7 protein-coding genes are annotated in these 22,972 nt (G+C 43.1%); all 7 read left to right on the top strand.

What is annotated here, in order from left to right; genetic code table 11:
- Positions 1-4 precede the first annotated feature (4 nt).
- On the top strand, positions 5-601 hold the full coding sequence (locus BFS30_RS01750; protein WP_069377693.1) for a hypothetical protein: 597 nt from the start codon (positions 5-7) through the stop codon (positions 599-601).
- A gap of 211 nt (positions 602-812) precedes the next feature.
- A complete protein-coding gene (locus BFS30_RS01745; RefSeq protein ID WP_069377692.1) occupies positions 813-7,151 on the top strand; it encodes a hypothetical protein in 6,339 nt (2,112 codons plus the stop codon).
- A gap of 34 nt (positions 7,152-7,185) precedes the next feature.
- A complete protein-coding gene (locus tag BFS30_RS01740; protein ID WP_069377691.1) occupies positions 7,186-12,216 on the top strand; it encodes a hypothetical protein in 5,031 nt (1,676 codons plus the stop codon).
- A gap of 52 nt (positions 12,217-12,268) precedes the next feature.
- Entirely contained in the window at positions 12,269-12,430 is a 162-nt protein-coding gene (locus BFS30_RS27650) for a hypothetical protein (RefSeq protein ID WP_157262852.1), read from the top strand.
- Positions 12,431-12,490: 60 nt separating this feature from the next.
- Complete coding sequence (locus tag BFS30_RS01735) at positions 12,491-12,910, top strand: hypothetical protein (protein WP_069377690.1); 420 nt, start codon at positions 12,491-12,493, stop codon at positions 12,908-12,910.
- A 58-nt stretch (positions 12,911-12,968) separates the two neighbouring features.
- Positions 12,969-17,345: a tail fiber domain-containing protein gene (locus tag BFS30_RS01730; RefSeq protein ID WP_069377689.1), complete on the top strand. Its 4,377-nt coding sequence runs from the start codon at positions 12,969-12,971 to the stop codon at positions 17,343-17,345.
- Positions 17,346-17,664: 319 nt separating this feature from the next.
- Positions 17,665-22,803 carry a tail fiber domain-containing protein gene (locus tag BFS30_RS01720; RefSeq protein WP_069377687.1) on the top strand — a complete coding sequence of 1,713 codons (5,139 nt, stop codon included), beginning with the start codon at positions 17,665-17,667 and terminating at the stop codon, positions 22,801-22,803.
- The last annotated feature ends 169 nt before the right edge of the window (positions 22,804-22,972 follow it).

Genomic DNA, 22,972 nt, shown 5'->3' with positions numbered 1-22,972 from the left:
GATTATGGCAACAACAATTTCATATACAAACGATTTGGGTGAACCTATCACAACCCAACAATTTAAAGAGCTAAATGATTATGATATTAACTATTATAATGATGGTATTTTAAAAAAATCTGAACATTATTTGAATAGGGAAATTAATTACTTCACATATTATTTAGATCCAGGTCAAACTATATCTGATGTATTAAACGAATATTCTGAATATCGTGTTGATATAATCGAAAGATCGATGTTTGGTACTTACCGGGTTCAGGACGAAAAATATTATAACAAGGGCGTGTTGAAATTTTATTACAAAAAAATTTACAATCAGGACAATAATCTTGTTTGTGAACATGAATATGATTTATCTACGATGAGACCCATTTTGGATAAAACTGAGAAATTTCTTTATGTAGACAGTGATTCGCTGGCCGCTCTGGGTTTTATGTATAATAATGAGGGGAAAATTAAATATATATGGGGAAATTGGGTTTTAAATACAGATCAAGGGCAAAATGGATTTATTAATATTGCCGATGTTTCTAAATATTTTCCTACTCTGTTTATTGATTACCCCTATTTTGAGAATGCAGATTTTTTCCCTGGCTAGATTGTTCACGGAATACATTAGATAAAGAATAGCGCTTGCCAATTTCTTTTTAATGCCTTAGTTCAAGGTGTAAAATCGTATACAAGTTCTTATAACCCTCTTAACAGGCATGTCCCAAAACATGCCTGTCAAGATAATTATGTCCTGTTGTTGCCTCCCGGCATCAGCACAGGAATTCTATTGCCCTAAAAAAAGTAAAAAATTAACTACTATGTCAGCAACAACAGCCATAACCAAACGATATTATCCTGCCTTATCGGAAGTAATTCAGGCGGATGATTTACCGGAGTTTCTGCATTTTGCAGAAAACGGGCTAAGTTCTGTTTTGGACCATATCCATTATAAGAACTTCCAGTACTCCAAAAGTGCCAGAGGTGACTCTGCATTTTACAGCCTGGATATCATTTCAAAAAATTTGGGAATAGACCTCCCTTTTGGTTTGCGTCTTATCCTAAACCCCGACGAAGGCGGGGATTCCAGCATCTCTTCTTTTCCCGTTTCTTTGCAATATCAATGGGAAGTACTTGCATTTTTAAGATCATTCAATCTGGAGAATTTCTCTTTTACACCTCAGGCCTATTTTGAGCTGGGACTTAAGATCTTCCGTATTTCCGATGATCAGATTATTGCACACATTCTTAACAGATTCGTGGATGATAAGGATACAACCAGATTGAAATTTCAGGAGCTGATAGATGCAATCAATGCCTCGTATCCTGCTGCAAATCTAACCCTTCCTGCGGGAGATGAGATTGGCGTGGATCAGGTCACTTCAATGATCACTCAAAATGCTAATATTCCTGTAAGCATACCGGAATTGATATTTACCATTTATATCTTAGATACGGATGTTTCAGTAATTAAAGACAAACTACATCAGTTCTATGCCTCAATGGTTCCTGAAGGGATTGAGAACTATATTAAAAAACTCCTTGTACCGAAAATTAAAGCAACATTGGCCCTGTCTGCAGGTATTGAGTTTCCTAACTCCGTTTTGAGACCGGTAACGGCAAACGGTACCCCAATTCCTAATGCTAAAACCTTGTTTAAGTTTGCCAAGGCTACATTTTATGCCGATACGGAATCTGGAATAGGTTCACAATTAGAGTTGTCAGGTTCTCTCGTTCCGGAATACTCGCAAATTGGAAATACCGGTTTGATGATTGGGTTTACGGATGCAAAACTTGACCTGAGCAGAACGACAAATATTCCTGAAGCAGATGCTGCGGGATATCCTGTAGATTTCATGGGACTTTATGTTAAACGTGCGGTTATCGGGTTCAACAGATTTGGTGATGACAATATAGAAAGGCAAAGTGCAAAAATCATTGGTGATAACCTGCTGATCGGTACTGGCGGTGTTTCCGGAACCATTGCACTTGAATCGAACGGTTTCCTTCACAGAAAGTTTGGGAATTTCGATGTAGAACTGAACAGGTTTGCAGTGACCTTTAAACAAAACAGTATTGTAGAATCTGACATTCAAGGAAAGCTGACCATTGGACGTTTTAAACAAGGGAATGCACCTGCAGTGATCGATATTCAGGCACACATTAAAGATAATGGCGATTTCAGCATCACCGCGGCAGCGCAGACACAACCCCTTAAAATCACTTTGCCCAATGTTCTGGAGCTGGAGATCAGAAGCCTGAGTCTTGGCAAAGAAGAACGTGGTTTTTATGTTGAAGTGGCGGGTAAGCTAAATTTTATTGCGAAAATACCTGGTTTGGGAGAAGTCTTGCCTAAAGGAATTGATATCCAGAAACTAAGAATCTGGAGTAACGGCGATCTGGAGTTTGAAGGTGGCGGACTCGTAGTTCCTAAATCTTTCCGTCTGGCAGTAGGTCCGGTTAAATTAGAAGTAACCAATATTTCTCTTGGTGCATATACCAGAAAACACAATGAGGTAGACCGCAAGTACCGTTACTTCGGTTTTGATGGAATGATCAATACCGGAAGAGCGGGAGTGAATGCTACTGGTAACGGGATTAAGTATTATTTCACTGTGGATGATAACGGCCAGGATAAACCTTTTGACAGCTTTGCAAGCATTGACGGAATTGCCATCGATCTGACCGTTCCCGGAAATGCAAGTAAGGAAAATGCCGCCTTTATCCTGAATGGTTACCTCAGCATGAACAACCCTGATCCGAAGATCTCCGGTTCTAATGCAGGCTCAGAATATACCGGATCAGTATCGTTTGCGATGCCAAGGCTAAAAATGGCCGGAAGTGCAGGAATGCGGATGAACCCGAACATCCCGGCCTTTGTGGTCGATATTGGTTTAGACCTTTCCACACCGATCCCATTAGGTGCAACCGGTTTAGGTATTTATGGTTTCAGAGGATTGATTGGTCAGCATTACCTGCCTTCAAAATCTGCAACCACACCGCCAACAGATGAATCTGCATCATGGTGGGATTATTATAAAGCTAAAAGTACATTAACCGGTCAAGAGGGAATTGAGATTGATAAGTTTGCCGACAAACCGGGTTATTCTGTTGGTGCAGGGATATCCATTGCAACTGCTTTTGACTCCGGAAAGATTTTTTCAAGTAAATTATTCCTGTTGCTTGGATTACCTGATGTATTCCTGATTCAGGGACAAGCAGCTATTTTAAGGTCGCGCATCGGATTGAACGATGATGTGGATCCGCCATTTAGTGCCTTTATCGCCATAGATGGGAATTCCTTCCGCGGTAACCTGGGTGTCAATTACAGACTTCCGGAAGGCGGATCATTTGATGGAGATTTATTCTCATTGAGCGGAAACCTGGATATGGCATTTTACTTTAACAACTCATCTGGTTGGTACCTGAATGTAGGAAAAGACCAGCCTGAAAGTGCAAGGGTAAGAGCTAGGATCCTGAGTTTGTTCCAGGGCTATGCTTACCTCATGATTTCATCGCGTGGATTTAAAGCTGGTGCCGGTGCCAGGTTCGATTTTAACAAGAAGTTTGGTCCTGTTGGGGTAGGCATTGGAGCCTTCCTGGATCTGGGAGGATCGATCAGCTTTAAGCCGGTTCAGATTGGTGGATTCATACGGTTTGGAGGGTATGCTTACCTGAAAATTTTCTTTATCAGATTAGGTTTATCCGTACAGATTGGCCTTGCCGTAGAGGCACCACATCCATTTAACATTTCAGGTTCCCTGGAGATTAAAATTAAACTGCCTTGGCCGATTAAAAATATTAAATTCAGGTTTGAGGTTAGCTGGCGCATCAATAACAATAAAGGTCCATTATTGCAGCCATTACCGGTTCTGCAGCTACCGGATCCTTCCAAAGGATATCTTCCCGCAGTGGCAACCAACATTCTGTCTGGTGAAACCTTCCCGGTAAATTATATCAACCAGGAGCTTATGGGTGATCAAATCCAGATCCCTTCTCCTGGAGACAGCAGGTGGCAGTACAACTTTAATGAAGTGGAATCGGCAACAAACGTGACGATTCCAATGGATAGTTTCATTGACATCGAACTACTTAAACCGGTAAAACCGCAGTTGTCAAAACTCGGAGGAGCTTCCAACCAGTTGCCGGATGGTTACACTGAACTCATGCCACCACAAAAAGGACTTGGCGATCAGGTTCGTCACGAGTTCGAGCTAACGGGATTGGAAATATTTGCCTGGAATGGAACAGGAACCGGCACCGGTTCATGGCAGCCATATGGCGTATACGAAGCGGTTACGGCCATTGTTTTAGAGAATACAGGATCAAATGCTACCGATTTGAGTATGCTTAAAGATGGTTTCTGGCAATTTACGGAGCCGAATAGGTATAATAAGATCCGCTTGCTGTCTCAGAATATGTTTAGCTATGCGAATCAATCAACGAGTGCTTCTTCTGATCTTGATGGTTTAAACTTCAAAAGAAAAGACCTTTTCTGTTTTGAAAATGTCATTAAGGAAACGCAGGTTAACTGGAAAGAAGAGGCTGCAGATACCACCTATACAGGAATTGAACCCTTTTCGTTTATGGGAGAGTCCTTTACCTTTGAAGGAGCTTCCGGAACAGTAAAATACAATCCGGGATATGGCCATAACAGCCTGTCTATGGAGACCAACGGTGGTTTGCTGACCGTTCGTCTGTCTAAACCTGTTTCCTTTTTGAAGCTGGACTTCGGGCCAAATAAAAATAACATTCAGATTGATTATGTAAGAAAAGTCTATCGTCCCGGATTCTTTGGCAGGGCAATAGGAAGGGACCGTTATATGACGCCTGGACTGCTCTCCAAATCTGAGGAAAATACAAGCATTATTTACAATGACCTGAATAATCCTATTGACAAAGTTATCCTGCGTTTTATCAGAGACAGGGCGCTCGACTTTGATGGTGATCTGATCCTTGGAGGGCATTTTCCTTTACCTATGGATCCGGCTCTTGGCAATATGGCGGGACTCGCCGGAACTGAAGGCGATAAAGCATTAATGTTTGCTACACTCTACAACAGGAGTTTTACAGCTGAGGAGGTCCTGAGCAAAGGCAATACCGGAACACCTGGAATTGTTGGGCAATGGGTACTTAATCGTGCCCAGGACAGAAATGGTATGCATTCGGGAATCCTTATGGGAAGCCCGGACTTAACCCCGGGATATTATGAACGAGATCAGGATGGACTGCAGGTCCTGAATGAAGTATATGCTTATGCCGGGAAAACAGATGGCTTCTTTATTCCATACAGCCCCGACCTGAAAGTAGAAAACGGAAGTTTTGCTTTTGAAGTCACTGCGATTTTCGATCCTTTCAAAGCAGGTGTGACCACATTGATGTCTAAAGTAAATGAAGATCTGGAAACAGGATATAAAAAAGGCTTTGCGCTGCACCTTATCCAGGACAATCCGGGAAACCCTGAGCTGAGCTATAATGCAGGGACACTGCCCGTTTTCAGGCTGAGTTTAACCACCTATGATGACGCGGATTATGTAATGACAACAGTTACAGAAAAGTACACGCTTGATTGTTCTACCGGACGTCTTTCTGAAAAACAATACAAAGAGATACTGATCTCTGTAAACCGTGAAACGGGGCAGTTGAATATCTTTATCGACGGGCAGGCCAAACAGGGACCAACGTTGTTGCAGACCTTGAAACCTTACCATACTCAACCTGGAATTACCGTGTTGAACCAACTGAGCTATCTTTCAGAGAGTCAGCAAAGAAGGAAGGAAGAAAACGACCTTACAAAAGAAGGTTTGATCAATGAGGTGCAGATTCTCGGGGATGGCCTGAATAAAACCATTCAGCCGGTATGGCGTCCGGATACCACCTTTGCCGTTGTACTGAAAACCAGAGATGTGGTGGACGGAAATCCATCTGGATCTCAACAGAAAACGCATGTTTTTGGATTTAAAACTGCCGGACCAATCGGGCACTTCCAGCAACAAAGCAAAGGTTATAAAGAACTGGTACAACAAGACCGTGCAGCTGAATTTAAACTGGCTAACCTGAAACATTACATCGATTATGAACGATCGTTTCCGGATGCACAAAGTCGTTATGACCTGAGTAAACCCGTATTCTGCCATGATCCTAAAATCAGTTTGCTGTTCACAAAACCTTATATCAATGCGATGTATGCAAACTGGGACAGCTACAAAGGACTCCCTTCAGTAAAAAGTAAATTGGAAATGCAATTGATTGACCCTTACGGAACGCCGATAGTTCCGGAACTGATCTGGGAACAATTGCCGGATAAAGCAATCACATTGGAGAATTTCCGCTCGTTGCCACCGGATCAGCAGATTATATTCCTGATGAATTTATCTGCGCAGGCCGATTCCTGTAATGTAAATCCACTAACGATGAAGAAGAGGTCTAAACAGGGATCCTATCAATTACCTGATCTGGAACCGAACAGGTTATATACTGCGGTATTTAATGCAGTTTATCAACCGGAGGGTGAAACAGAACAGAGACAGGAGGTGCATAAGTTCAGCTTCAAAACCTCCCGTTTTGTAGACTTCGAAGAACAGGCGGAAAGCTTTATTCTGGATGAAAGCCCAGGTCAGGAAAAATATGCGGTTTATCCTGCAAAAGTGGCCTTTACACCTGCTCAGGTTACGCAAACGCTGCAAACACTGATCGATGATAATCCTGATAATGATCCTGCAGAAGTACAAAATTATGCAGTGAAGTTTGACCGGCTGGTGTACGGTGGGTTAGGGCTTAAAAATCTGGAAGCGGTCGCACATACGGTGATTAATCTGGTGGTTAACGTTAACCCTGATGATCCTTCAGATAAAAAAGTTCTGGGTATTCTGATTAGAAACCCTGAGCCTTTTAACGATCCGAAAACACCGGTTGAATTGCTTGCAGATACAGTTAAGTTGTCTGTTACTGCTGCGGATCAGAGCATAGCAGGTCCGGACCAGTTTGTCTACATCCATTCCAGGGATACAGCATCGGTCTTCATCACAAATCCTACTATGAATGTTCCGGTAGGCGATATGAAGCTGAGCTTTAGACATAAGGTTTTCAATGGAACTGATTACCAGACGGTACATAAGGACTACATAAGTCCTTTAATCCCAATGAACGCTGCTGTTTAATTTAAATGATTTATCACCCATAAAATATTTTTCAATGCCAACAAGAACCAAGTCTTATGCCTTTTGTGCTGATTATACTGAGTTATCAGCATGTTTATTTGCCATACAAGCTTTAGAAGATAGTGGGGGCCTTGATGCGGAAGCATCAAGGTTACTCGACCTGTTTGAAAAAGATGTATTAAGAAAATTGTATTTACGTACGCTAAGAGTACTGGGCGTCATCAATAATGTAGAGGAAATCCCAAAGATTTATGTCGGGGGCGACTTTAGCAGGGCTGATTTCACCGGACATGATTTCAGGATAGGTTACCTGGTCCTGGATAAACCCAATATAGATGAAGGTTATCTCCTGGGAGATTTCGAAGAGGACGACTATTCTGCCCTTGATTTTCATGTGGGCTATCAGGACCATACCAACTCAGGCTATAGCTCTACCTTTCAGACGATCTTAAACATATTCGGAGTGCTCTGTAGCAGAAGTACTGAAATCAGCGAAGAAGGAAAAGCTGCTATCGATGCCGCGCTGATCCCGGTGTTAGATGCGATCGAAGAAATTCAGCAATACCTGACCAGTAAAGGTTTAAATCCTTGTGGTTTTGCCGATGACCGCTACCTGAATAACTCTCCTGCGGTGTATTTACAGGCCTCAGGTTCTGATGGAGCAGATGGCGTTGCCGAAGGATTGCACCTGCGCTGGAGTTTGAGTGGAGAGCTGGGATCGAACCATATGCCCAAAGGAGATTACAACAATACGACAGTGTCGGTAATTGGTTTTAATAAGCCGGATGACTACGCTTACATTTCCAGAACGCCGTATGTGAAACCGGTGCGTATGGGTATTGATTTTGAAAATGATCAACCAGTTATCAATTTCAGTAAAAAGATGTGGACGTATGTGCGTACTGAAACCGTTTACGGTAAGAAGATTACAAACCGGATCAGGCTGACTTTTATGGATGCAGGATTATACAATCAACTTGCTACAACACTCAGCCCTTCAGTTAGCCATTTTGAATTCTTAAATGAGTATTCGGGTTTGATTCAGTTGGAAGTAGTCAATAAAACCTCCTTTGTAGTGGCTGTTGATTTTGAAAACCCATCTGCCGCCGGCTTTCAAAGCTCATCCTCAGCCGGCGATGCGGTATTAAAGATGGAAGCGCTTTGTCAGTCGCAAAACAATAAGGAAGTATCGGAACCGGTACACATCAGAAAAACGGTTGTTCTTAACAGGGATGCGGTACAGCTGGTTGAGCTTTCAGGCGAGAACATCAGAACTACACGATTGAAAACATCATCTTTAGGAACACTGAAAGGGTTTTATTTTGAAACGTACCATGATTTCTTAATCACCAGAAATACGGCAGAATGGACAGCCGTAGGAAATAGATTTGCGCTTTCCCTGACGGATGCAGAAGTTTTTGACCGTCTGGAAAATTCGACTTATCCGATTGACAACAGATGGCCGCATTACAATAATGGTACTTTGGTAAGGGCCAGCAATTACAGGGATAAATGGAGTTCATCACGATTGAACGAACCTGGTATCAAAGAAGCAGTTTCCCGTTATCTGGCGTTAAGTGAAACGGATCCACGTGCGGAAGATGTTTTAAAAGACGAAGGCGCTGGTATTGAGGCACCAGGCTTATTGGTGAGTTACCTGGATATCTTGAATATGCAGGCCATGGATTACCATATGGCCAGGATGCTTGGTCTGGGGCATATTGATGTGCCTGCCAATACCAGTTCAAATGATCAGTTCATTTACCGCTTAAATTATACAAACCGTAAAGCATTGAACAGTACCGAAATGGTAAGTTATACTTACACGAGCTTACCGGTAAAAAAAGTAGATGCCCGTTTACCCGAAAAACCGGAGATGAGAGCCCTGAACTATGGACTTCCGGTAATGGATGCTCAGACGAACAATACATTTGATGAACAGGGTTATACCAGTCTTGATCAGGTCAGAGCAATTAACATTGGACGAAAACCATCGCTTGACGAAGTTCCGGAGTATGATTTTTTTGCAGATCTTTCTGCGGTTGAAAATGACAATATCTTTGAGCATCCCAAAGCAGTTCTTTATGGCATAGAGTATCGTGCAGCGAATCAGACTGAATATATCAAGCCTGAAATTACTCATGACAAATCAATGGGTACAGCCTATTATGCCTACGATCCGGCATATCCCCAAACGGGTGTCCTGGAAACAGTTCCGGTACCTGATGATCCTACGAGTCTGTATATTCATTTTGAAAGGAAGGTCGGCATTCACCATTATGCGATCTACGGAATTAACTGGTTCTCCAGAGTATCCCTGATCAGTGATGAGGTAGCAACTGATGCCACGGTTTTCCCGATCAGAAACACATTGGTTCCACCTACAGATGTAACAGTTCAGTATATCCAGAAAGAGGATCAGTTACTGTTTACTACTGCCAGGGAGCAAAGCTGGTTAAAAGGACGCAGTACTGCTTTTCCTGACCAGGATGTGAACTTCTCAAGGACGACTTTTAACTGGCTGGATATTGTGGATATTTCTCATATGGAGGATACTTCTGCCGAAGCATTGTCGTCAGTAGTTAAGGCGGATAAAATCAAGGCTCATTTTAAGAAAGGCCTGCCACTAGAAGTGATCGGAATGATTAAGTATATCGTTCCGGTTAAAGGATCAGATACACAGTTGCGGTTGTTTACCGGCAGTTATACGTTGATAGATGGAACGATCATCACTCCGGTGATTACCAATGAAAATCTATTTAGGTTTAAAGATAGTTTACTCAGTACTCCTGAAGGACAATTCCAGGTAATCAAAGTTGAATTTGCCGCACAGGGACCGATCATTACTATTGAAAAGGCTTTTGAGACAGATACTATTGAGGATCCTTTGGATCCCGGGAGTTTTGCTTCACAAAGAAGGTACATTTCTCCAGAGATCAACAGTAGGTTTTCGGTGGTTGAAAACCTGGGGAACATTGCGAACTGGAAACAGGTGGCCAGTCAGATTTCTTTGCTCAGCCTGGCGGATCCGGTCCAACCAAACATTGAATCTTCAGTAGATGTGGAAGGAAATATCACAAAATACTGGGTTGGTGGTGTGACGGGGAATGCAGTGGTTGCTCCAATGTTTGGAATCGAAGGTGCCTCTGATAACCTGCCGGGTTACTATAAGATCAGCTTCGAGGGTTCTTTAGCTCCGCATCCTCAGACAAATCTTCCTTACGACCCTGCTCATCCACAGGCAAATGATCCTTCAGCATTAAGGGGAGCACATGTGGAATGGTATAAAGGGAACATCAGGATTCCTCAGGTAAAACCTGGGGCAGATCAAAAAGTACTGGAGGTGACGATCATTTCTCAGGAAAGTCCTTTAGTATTATATGCTTATGATCCTACTTATCTGGATGCGCCGGTTCTCCATTCGGCATCCGATCAGAATAAGGTGAAGGTGAATTTCCATCCGGGTTATAAGGCATACCTCTTCCCGGAACCAGCGCCAACCTATTCTTTCAACGGAAACAATTTGTTACCGGCAGAAGGAGAAAATGACCGTAAATCATTGTTTAGTCTGCAATCTGCTGATACACTTTCCGGTAATGATTTTGTATCTGCAATTTCTGTTCCTGTAGTGCTGTTAGCCCGTAGAATCGAAGAACCTGTACAGCTGGAAGCACCATTGGCCCCAGGCTTAAAAGTCAGACCTGATGCAACGGGAAAGGCAGCATTTACATTTGATACACGCATCGCAGCCTCCCGTTTCGGGACGGTCAGAAGTCCATTTGGTTTTATGTTTTACCGGACAACACTGGAAGATGTGCTTCATGCTTTTTATCAGCCGGATACCATCACCCGGATCTTTACTGACCTGGCGGCTTTGACAGAGGATCCTTCGTACGACCTGAGGGCTTATGAACTGGTTAACCTGATCTTTAATGTGGCTGAATCGCTTCAATTTAAAGTGTTTGAGGCTTCTCCTCAGCCTTATGGTTTCCCTGTTCCGGATAAACTGCAGCTGACAGCACCTGAAGACAGCCTGGAATTAAAACTGAATAAGCTTCGTGCGGCCATTCAGGGAACATTATTGCCGCTTACAGAACAGCCGCCGATTTTAAGTTTCCTTAAGCGAGGGTACCAGACTGAAAACGCGTTGCCGGTAATCAGGGACATTGATGGTAATTTACTGAGCGCATCAAATGCCGATTTTAATCCCTTTCCAATGGTGAGGAAATTTACGAAAGCAGGAGAGCCAAACGTGACTTATGTAAGGTTTACAGATTATGTCTTAAATGCCTCGTCAAGGAACTTATATTTCTATGCAGGAGCAGAAGTGACGAATCAGTTGATGCCGGGGCCTTTGAGTCCGTTTGCAGGACCGGTAACTGTTTTGAATGTTGCGCCTTCGGACGCTCCACTGATCAGTAAATTCAGCTTGACGCCTGCATATTCTTCGGAACAGACTGCTTCTGTTGCATTTGAGATTGCAGCAATGTCTCCGGCAGATCAGATCTCTAAGATCAGGGTTTACCGTAGCAATGACCTGGCAAAAACGATTTCTTTACAAACCATGAACGACTATTTTGATGTGGAAATTGAAGAGGGCTTAAATATAGGATACCGTATTGTGGACGATTTCTCTGATCTTACCGTAGTTCCTGCCGGCGAAATGATGCATTACAGATTTGCGGGAATCAGGACGATTCTCAATGAAAGAGGAACGCCTGAGGAAGTGCTTTCAAAAGGCTCGGCAGTAACGAGTGTAAAGTTAATTGACGCCGTTAATCCGGAGGCTCCTGATCTGAACTATGATGCGGCCAGCTCTAAACTCAGCTGGTTACCAACGACTCCACAAGGAACATATCACCTTTTTAAACAAAATAAAAGAGGGAACTGGGAACGAATTTATTCCGTGCAGCCACAATCCCTTAATGGACCTGTTGAGTATGTGTTAACCGATCCTTTAGCCCTTCAGGATGAAGATGGGAACAGAATCTATCACAGGTTTAAAGTACAGACGCAAAATGCCTCAGGTCTGTTCAATCTGATCGAAAAAGAACTCACTATATAATTAAATGAGCAGTAATTCTACTGCTCATTTAAACAACTCAAAATCAATCATCATGGAAGAACAACAATTAACTCCGAAAACAGCATTCGAAATCGTTTACAACGCTACCGGTGCTTTACAATTAAACCGCACAGATGCCAGGGTTCTGGATGCAGCACTGAGAGTTTTAGCGGGCTTAATACCCGGAACAGCTGCAGAATTTGCAGAAGAATAAGGGACTGAAATAATCGGTCAGACAAATCAATAATCTCTTAACACTTAACTAAATAAAATTATGGCAGATATTTCAGCGATCACCGACGTGTATATTGATGAAATCATTCAAGCAACCGCGACCTATAATCCGGCTTTAAAAGAAACACAGGGCATCAAATTACGCGAATTAATTAAACGATTGCGTGACCATGCAGAACAGGCAAGCCTGCACAGATTCTTTACTTATACCACTTCCGGAAATGGTGTCCTGACTCAGTTCTCGGTACCTCATGGTTTGCCTGCTGCGACTACGGCCATTGTATTTCCCAACTCTCCGGATGCAATAGGAAGAGCGATGGACGTAAACACGGACCCGGCATCTGCAAGTGATCTGTACGCTTATATTGAAGGGCCTAACGTAATTATAAAGTCAAGGCAGACAGTAAATCCCTTCGCTGCAGGTATAAATAACCTCACCTGGAGTCTGTTAGTCAGATAGTTACAGCCGATGCGCTATCAGGATACAGCCCACAAATCATCAAATTAAAACTAAAATTATGGCAGAAATCCCATTTATCGATAATGCTTACATCGATGAAATTATAAAAGCAGCTGAAGCTTATAATCCAGCATTAAATAAAACTCAGGGTATTAAATTAAGGGAACTGATCAAACGTCTGCGTGACCGTATGGAACAAGGACAAGCTAATGTTGTTCATATCGCAGGAGATGAGCTCATCACTGGCAGGAAAACCTTTACTCAGATCAGTGCGGAAGAACTGTCTTTTGTGAAGAATGGATATGCCAGTATATTGAAAAATCCCTTGGATCAGGACCAAAACTATGTCTATACGCTTCCAAAAGAAAATGGAGAACTGGCTTTAAAAGGGAATATCAATAAGGAGGATATTGGCCTTGGCAGTGTAGATAATACTTCTGATATAAATAAACCGGTATCGCAGGCGACCCAGACGGCTCTGGATACCAAGATCAATAAATCTGAAAAAGCAGCGGCAAATGGTGTGGCTACTCTGGATAGCAATGGTAAATTGTTGAGCACTCAGATTCCTTCAATTGCCATTACTGATACATTTGTAGTCAACAATGAGGCAGCAATGTTGGCTGTATCGGGAGCTAATGAAGGGGATGTTGCGGTGAGAACAGATCTCAAAAAGTCCTATATCCTGGTTCAGTCTCCGGCATCTGCAGTGGCTAACTGGCAAGAGCTTTTAAGTCCGACTGATGCAGTCCAGTCTGTGAATGGTTACACCGGAAATGTAACACTCACAACCTCAGATGTTTCAGAAAGCGGTCGGCTCTATCATACCGCGGAAAGGGTAAATGACATTCTGAATCCAAGACTGGCAACCGGTCAGACCGTAGGTGCAAACACCACAGGAAATGCGGCTACTTCGGCTTTCAGCAACAACTCGGAAAAATGGAATAATTTAAGTTATTCAGGAATTGACAATAATGCACCGGCATATTTTATGAGTTCCAATGGAGCCGGGATTTATGGATATAGTACAACTTCCAATGTAAAATCAATTTTAGGAATTCCTGCCGCAGGAATTAACCTGCAGACGGTATTGGAAGCCGGAGCGAGCACTAGCATTTCACCATCCTTTAGTGCAGGCCTGATCACCAGTAATGGAAGCAATTCATGGGCTGAATTTGTCGCCCCGGATGGATCAAGAAGATGGTATGGTGGGAGTTCGCCTTCCGATAAGCTGACGATTAACCAATTGGGATATGTTGGTGTTTTAACTACAAATCCTGTTGTTGCACTGGATGTAGAAGGATCAGTCAGAGCAAAAACAATATTCTCAGATGGTGCTTCCGGAACTTACAGAGAATTCCAGTATAGAACTAATGGCGTATTAAGATGGGATATCTTTGCTGATACTGCAGCCGAGTCGGGTGCAAATTCCGGCTCTCATTTTGGTATTACCCGTTATGCAGATAACGGTGATTACCTGGGTACTGTTTTTTCGGCCAATAGAACTACAGGAGACATCAGTCTGGGTGGTAATACCGCTGTGGCAGGAAGTATAACTGCTACCACATTTGTAGGAAGTCTGACAGGTAATGCGAGCAGTTCTTCACTTTGGGAAGGTCAGAAATACCTGGGGCATTTGCATGATGGTGCACCTCAGTATGTTTTAGCCTTTAATCCGGAAAACTCGACCTGGATGCCTTCCATTTCAGGTCATAGATACGGAGGTTTTGGAACAGATGCGAATACAACAGCCGAACATACTTCTTCTTTCACTTATGCTTTAAACGCGCCTTTTAATGGAACGTTAATGCACTTCGGAGCAAGAGGATATGGAACTCAGTTCAATACACAGTATGGAGATGGAAGAAGATTAGGATTCAGAACGTTTAATGGAGATACGGGAAGCTGGAATCCCTGGTTTCAGATTTACCATCAGGCGAACATTGATGTACTTAAATCAGATCTGGCTTATAGCGGCAATCAGATCAATACAGGGATAGCCACAGCCGGTTATGATGTTGGGGTTTCCTCAATGTTACGCTGGGCAAATTATGGTGATCAGCATGTCATCTTTGATGCCTCAAAAAGTCTTAGTCCTACGGGGGTAGCAATAGGGAACAGAGATCCGCAGATACCATGGGAACCGACATATCCCACTTTGATGGGATGGAATGGTGCTGGTACTTATGGGGTCAGAGTAGACAGTTCCAGAATTGCAGATAAAGCAACCTTATGGGGTGGCCGTCCTGCTGATCTGGATAGTATCAATAATGCCGGGGAATACTTTCTTGTGCGTAACAGCGACGGGGGAGTCAGACTTGCGGAAATCAACGGGGTCAGGGGATTACTGAATGAAACACTGGATACGGTGGCAGCAAGAAATCCGGCCTTGGGCAGAAGTATTACTTTGAATTCTTCTAACACCATTCATTATAATAATGAAGATAATTCAGTAGCTGCAAGGGCCGATAACAGGGGTAATATACTCCATAAGTACATGGCTCGTCATAGCGATGGTGGAACGATCAGGTATGCCGAGAATTGGTGGACAGGTACGGCATACCTGAGTGTTGCAGCTGCTCCAAACGGATTTAATTTTAACAATAGAATTGTTGCGGGTGGTGTTGAAGGCACATCATATACACAAGCCAATCTGGAATTGTATAGCCACGTGAGTGGCGGCATCGCACCAAGATTGTCATTCCATTATGCAGGGGCCGTAGCTTCCCAGTTAACGATAGAAGCTGATGGGTCAATTGCCGCGATGAATAACCCTGGAGTGGCTTATGAGAAATTCAAAGCATCAAGCATCTATGCCAACGGACAGGTCTATTCAGGAGGAGGTTCAGAAGGTGGTTTTTCAAACATCAATTATGCTCAGAACCATAACAATATCTGGAGATTGGATAATGCCAGGGAATATGGCCTTGGCTATTATCAGAATTGGAATTCAGCTGGCCTTGATTATATAGGTTTCCACTTTGGAGATCGGAATACCCCCGTATTTCATGTGAATCAGAGTGGATTGGCTTCAGCTAGACAAGGATTTCAGGGAACTAATTATGGCGCCGGACTGGTCGGTTTATATGATGCAACCAAGTATCAGGAGGTCTTCTCTATGGGAGCTGCTTACCGCTCTGTAATGGATGGCTCCGGGTTAGCCAATCATTATGGTATTGTATGGACACATTCCAATGCGGGAGGTGAATCCATTGCCGGATTGGGACATCAGGCACTTTTCACAGAAGCAGGACAAACCCAGTCGGCTATCGGGCATGGGATTTGGACCCGCCATAATATAAGTGCAAATGGCAATATATATGCAAACGGTAATGTGTCTTCTGGTGGTGCCCTTAAAGGTGTTCGTGTAGATTCAGACACCTGGTTTTATTCAACTGGTCAATCCGGTCTCTACAGCTCTTCTTTTGGCAATGGTTTTTACCCTGTGGATGCTTCGCAATGGAGGTTTTATAATGATTCGTCAACTCATGTATTGCTAAGTTTTTCGGCTCAGGGGCAGAATAATGTCAAGGGATACATTCATGGTTCTGTATCAGGTCAGTTTGGTTTTTTAAACGCTGCAGGAGGCTGGTCCTTAAGACATGAACCTTCTGAAGGCTGGTGGCATGCGAATTCAATGGTCTGTACGGACTGGTTCAGATCTGAAGGAAATACCGGATGGTACAATTCTACGTATGCTGGTGGTATACATATGGTTGATTCTTCATGGGTAAGAACATATGCAGGAAAAGGTTTTTTAGTTGAAGGTGGAACAGGAATTCAGGCAGAGATCTTTAGAAGTACGGGAAGTGGATATAAGTCTTATAACCATCGGGGTATGCTGGGAGACTATGACGAAAATGGTACAACCGACAAAATCATCTGGACGATTGGTGCACAATGGAATGAAATTTCCAATATGTATGGGCTTGGTTATTCTTATAGCTCTAAATATGCAAACGGACATCAGCTGGTGTTCAGAAATGCCGGTACTGTACGTGCATCGATTAGAGTTGAAGATGGTTCTGCATGGTTTGATGGAACCATTTCAGCGGGAGGTGACGTGGTTTCCTTCTACTCAGACAGCCGCTTGAAGAAAAACCTTCAGCCATTAGAAAATGCCCTGGATAAGATTAGCTTGTTAAAAGGGTATACCTATAACTCTAATGAACTGGCAGTAAGCCTGGGAGCGGCTCCGGACATGACTACCAAATATGTAGGATTAATGGCTCAGGACTTATTGGAAGTACTTCCGGAGGCAGTGAAGTCTGCACCTTTCGACAAAAACGCAGATGGAACAAGCAAATCTGAAGAGAATTACTTAACGATCCAATACGAAAAAATTGTTCCCTTATTGATTGAAGCGGTCAAGGAGCTGAAGTCTGTAGTGAATGAACAAGAAGCTAAAATTAAATTACTCGAAGAAAAAAACTAATGGCGTATCCAAATCCAATGCCTGTTTCAGGGCCTATAAGTCATCCCTCCACCATCTTTACGTGGTGGAGGGATGCAATTAGAAATGAGGATAAGGAGGGGGGATTTGAAGGTTTTTTTGTGAAAAAAGGGCAGTATCTTCCTGCTTTTCCATTCGTAGAAATCCTAATGGGACGTTAGTCCTTCTTTAAAAAGGATTGATTCTAAAAATCAATCAAAAAATCGAATTCTAGGAAATGTCCAAAATCGTTAGGCAGACACTATACCTGTTGGAACGGGAATGCGCTATAAACTCAATTTACTATTAAACAATTAAAATTATGTCAGATATCCCATTTATTGATGATGCTTACATCGATGCAGTTATCAAAGCAGCTGAGGTTCACAATCCAGCATTAAACAAAACTCAAGGTATTAAATTACGCGAATTGATTAAGTTCCTTCGTGATCGGATAGAACAAGGTGACGCTGATGCCGTACATTTGACGGGCGATCAAAACATCACTGGTGCAAAAGCTTTTAGCCAGATTACTGCGGAAGAGCTATCCCTTGTGAAGAATGGTTTTTCCAGTTTGTTTAAAAGCCCGCTAAATCAGAGTTCAAATTACATCTATACGCTCCCCGCAAAAAATGGTGAAATTGCCTTAAAGGCAGATCTTAATAAGACGGAACTTGGCTTGGGAAATGTAGATAATACCTCTGATGCAGATAAACCGGTATCTACAGCTGTACAGACTGCTTTAGAAGGAAAACAAAATAAGCTGAGCTTTTCACCGGAAAACGTGGCGAATAAAGCAATAAATCTTTCTAGTCCGGACCATACAAAATATCCTACCACCCAGGCGGTAGCGAATGCGATAAATGGTATTTCTTTAACGCCGGGTCCGAAAGGTGATACCGGTTTAACCGGGGCAAAAGGAGATAAAGGGGACGTTGGTGCAACGGGTTCTCAAGGTACCCCGGGAGCAACAGGGCTAACTGGATTAAAAGGTGATGCCGGTGCGACAGGAGAGAGAGGGCTTCAGGGTGTCCAGGGACCTATTGGTTTAACTGGCCCGAAAGGAGATAAAGGGGACGTTGGTGCAACGGGTCCTCAGGGTACCCCGGGAGCAACAGGGCTAACTGGAGCAAAAGGTGATGCCGGTGCGACAGGAGAGAGAGGGCTTCAGGGTGTCCAGGGACTGACTGGTCAGAAAGGAGATGTTGGCCCAACTGGACCTCAAGGTGTTCAGGGGCCGGCAGGGACTGATGCAACAGTTTTAGATGCAACACCAACAGTGAAAGGTAAATTAAAATTGTCCGGAGACCTTGGAGGAACAGCGGATGTTCCAACGGTTCCTGGATTGGCTACAAAGGAACCTGCTTTTACAAAAAATGCTGCTTTCAATAAAAACTATGGAACAACAGCTGGAACGGTAGCACAGGGAAATGATGTTAGAATTATTAATGGGCAAGCGGCGTTTGACTGGGGAAATTACAGGCAATTTGGATTGGGCGCCTCAGCTGTAACCACCGATTATGATACAATTCCTTCCTATACGTTTTACCGGAATAACGGATTGTCAGTTGCCAACGCACCTACAGCAGGTGTTCATTCAGTTTGGACTACCGGAACGACAACTGATTTAAATACAACAGGTCTTGGAGGTCAGTTTGCTTTAGGTTATTCTAATGCAGGAGGAAATTATACCCCTGCTGAATTATACATTCGGAGCAAAGCATCAGCCACTACATGGAATAGCTGGAATAAGATTTACCATGAAGGTAATTTTGCCAATGGTACCGTTGCTCAATATCTGAGAGGTGATGGCTCTTTGGCAGCCTTTCCATCCATCCCACAGGGAACAGTTACCTCGGTAACTTCGACAAACACCTACCTTACCGTTGCAAATAATACCAGCACCCCTCAGATTACCTTAAATGCGGGAAGTGCTGCCAATCAGGTAGTCATAAGAGATGGTGCAGGTAATATTTCGTCCTCGGTGTTTAATGGTAATCTGACGGGTAATGCGGCAACTGCTACAAACGCAACCCAATGGAACGGATGGACCAATTTATTTCCAACAGGAACTTACTCAACCGGATTGACGATAGATGGAATAGTTGCCAGTACTTCGTCTGATCGATTGGCCAGAATAGATGATTTATCCGTTAGGAAATTTGTCGGGCTAAATACAGGGGTTACATTCAATAATAGCATATCAGGTAATGCAGGAAGTGCTACGTTATGGGGAAGCCAGGCCATTAATTCTGTCGCTGAGAAACTTGATGCGCCTTATTATGTGCTTGGTTATGATGTCGCCTTAGCAGCATGGAGGTTGACAAGGCCGGTAGGTGTACAGGCTATGATTGGCCTAAGTAATTATTTACCGTTATCAGGAGGAACTTTGACCGGTAATTTAAATGGAGTCGGAGCTACTTTTACTGCGAATGTAAACTCTAATGGTGCCTTTGTGGTAAACAAAGTGGCTGGATCAATTAAAGGGATCTTTTCACAAACCTCTGGGGGAAATCGCTGGTTTTTTGGGGCTAATGCAGCATCAGAAGCTGGATCGAATGCAGGTACTAATTTTGTAATAGAGCGGTTCAGTGATACTGGCGCTTCACTCGGTAATTCATTGGTTATAGAAAGAAGTACCGGATTTGTCAACATTACCGGACATTTATCTGCCGGATCAACAGCCAGCTTTACGGGGACTGTTAATGCTGCCGCTGCGCCAAGTATAGGGAGTCATCTTACTAATAAAACTTATGTAGATACTTCTTTGGATAGTTACCTGCCTTTATCCGGTGGAACACTTTCTGGGAGTTTGACTACCAGGAATATTGGTCTGATCAGCTCAACTAATTATAATTATCCAACACTTGGGACTTTGAACGGTGCCTTCAAAATAGGGAATGGGAGTAGTACCCTAAACTTATATGGTCTTTCTATAGGTGTGTACAATGACGGCAATACATGGATGCAAGCCGGTCGATTCGATGGTACCACCACTGCATATCATATTATTATGCAAAGTGCGGGAGGAAATGTCGGAATTGGAACTACAACGCCACTCAGCTCATTGCATGTTAAAGGTACAATAAGAACCGAAAGGCTCACAACGGGGCAATACACACAAATAGATTCTGAATCCGGAGCAACCAACATTTTCTCTAAAAACACCATAAGTACGGGTTTTTCGCAAATCATGTTTACTCAGGGGAATAATACCGAAGACCGGGAAATTGGACGATTTAATGGAAATGGTGATCTTGTATTAAAAAGCGGGATAACTGCTGCGACAGTGACTATCTTAAACAATAACAACTTCTCTTCTTCTCCATTTAGTATTGTAGGTAAAAACTCAGGTACTGACGATACATTATATACTTATACAGGTGCAGCAATTGGTTTGGCAATTGGTTTAAATAACTATTTACCATTGGCTGGAGGCAGTCTGACAGGGCCGCTTAATGGAACATCTGCTACTTTCAGTGGATCTGTATCCGGTACAACTAATGTTATTGTAAATGGAGCAGCAGCAACAACGCGGGCTTATAGGTTAAGATCAAGTGGAATCGATAGGTGGTCTATCTTTGTCGATGCATATGCGGAGTCAGGGGCACAGGAAGGTAGTAACTTCAATATCGCGAGATATTCAGATACGGGGGCGCTTATCGGAAATGCCCTGGTCATTAACAGAAGTACCGGTGCCTCACAATTTGGCGGAGCCTTAAGTGCTACTTCTGCTAACTTTTCAGGAAATGTTTCAGGGTTAGCTTATATAATTAACCGGGCATCAGGTACAATGAGAGGTGTGTTTGCTCAAACTGATTCCGTTAATCGCTGGTTTTATGGAGCAAATGCTGCTGGAGAAACCGGATCAAATGTTGGAACTAATTTTGTAATTGAACGATTTAGTGATACTGGGGCCTCACTTGGTAATGCTGTTTTTGTAGAGCGACAAACAGGAAACACAACTTTTAGTGGAGCGATTACAGGGGGGGCATCTGCGAGTTTTGCAAGTAGTGTCAATGCAACTCAGAATATGACCGTAACTGGTGCAGCCGCTACGACCAGAAGTTTTGGACTGCTAACTGCCGGAGTATTAAGATGGTTGATGTACGGGGATTCAGGAGCAGAATCGGGTGCAAACGCCGGAACTAATTTTAATATTGCCAGATATTCGGATGGCGGTTCTTTTCTTGGAAATGCTTTAATTATTAATCGAAGCACAGGCAACGCTCAGTTTGGCGGGGCATTAAACGCCTTACAGGGATCATTTGTGGCTGGCGGTGCAACACTTAAATTGCAAAGCTCTACCGGTACAGGTAATACCTACATTGAATTTCTAAATAATACCGGAACACGATTATCTTTTATAGGTCATGGTACAGCATCAAATAATAGTCTTTCCATAAATAATTCTGGTGCTCCGATATTGTATGTGGGTACCAGCCACTCTTTCGATTCCACTGTCTCAGCGCCAACTTTTGCAGGTGCGCTTAGCGGAAACGCATCTAGCGCTTCAAAATTTGCAACAGTAAGAACCATAAACGGTGTTGGATTTGATGGCTCGGCCAATATCACTATTCCTGTAGGTACGGGTACAGTTACCAGTATTTCAAGTACGGTTGCCGGAAATGCGTTAAATGTTCCGGCCACTGCGGTAACAGGCGCTGGTGCATTAGATTATACCTGGGCCGGAACTGCTGCCCAATACGTTAACGGACAGGGAAATTTGGCAAATCTGAATTCAACTAATGTTCCTGAAGGAGGGAATTTGTATTTCACAAATGCGAGAGCCATAGCTGCTCCGCTAACTGGTTATGCGATTGGTTCTAATACTGCTCTATCTGCCTCAGAAACTGTTTTGACAGGATTTGGTAAAGTTCAGGGACAGTTAAATGCCAAAGCCCCGCTTACTGGAACAGGTACTTCCGGAACCTGGCCAATTGCTGTTACCGGTAATGCTGCTACATCAACGGCTCTGCAAACTGCAAGAACATTGTGGGGTCAGTCATTCAATGGAACGGCAAATATTTCAGGAGCTTTAACTGGGGTAACAGACATTACTGCCACCGGAACGATAACAGGAGCTGAAATCAGAGCAACCGGAGATTTAATATCCTTCTATTCTGATCAAAGATTAAAGGAAAACTTTAAACCGTTAGAAGGTGCTTTAGAAAAAGTAAGCAAACTACACGGTTACACCTATACCGCTAATAATCTGGCTGTAGAGTTAGGGCTTGTTCCTGATAGGAATAGAGTGCAGGTTGGGCTTATTGCTCAGGAACTTAAAGAAGTTCTGCCAGAAGCGGTTAGGCTTGCTCCATTCGACACCAATATAGCTGATGGAAAAAGTAAGTCTGGTGAGCACTACATGACTATCCAATACGAGAAAGTTGTTCCTCTGTTAATTGAGGCTGTGAAAGAATTAAAGTCACAGCTGGAAAGTCTCAGGGCGGGAAATTAATATCGATAGTCCGCCAAAAAATAACGCTTTCATTTCTTAAATGATAATCCCGTTGCGCTGCTCATATGCTAACGGAGATCAGCCGCGGGGTTATTGTTTTTGATACGAATCCGACCATGCAGACTTAGACATTCAACTGTATCACGATGGCGGATGTAATTAATAAATT

Source organism: Pedobacter steynii, from assembly GCF_001721645.1.
Classification (GTDB): domain Bacteria; phylum Bacteroidota; class Bacteroidia; order Sphingobacteriales; family Sphingobacteriaceae; genus Pedobacter; species Pedobacter steynii_A.
Note: the sequence above shows the minus strand (reverse complement) of the source record. Positions and strands in the feature narration are given on the sequence as shown.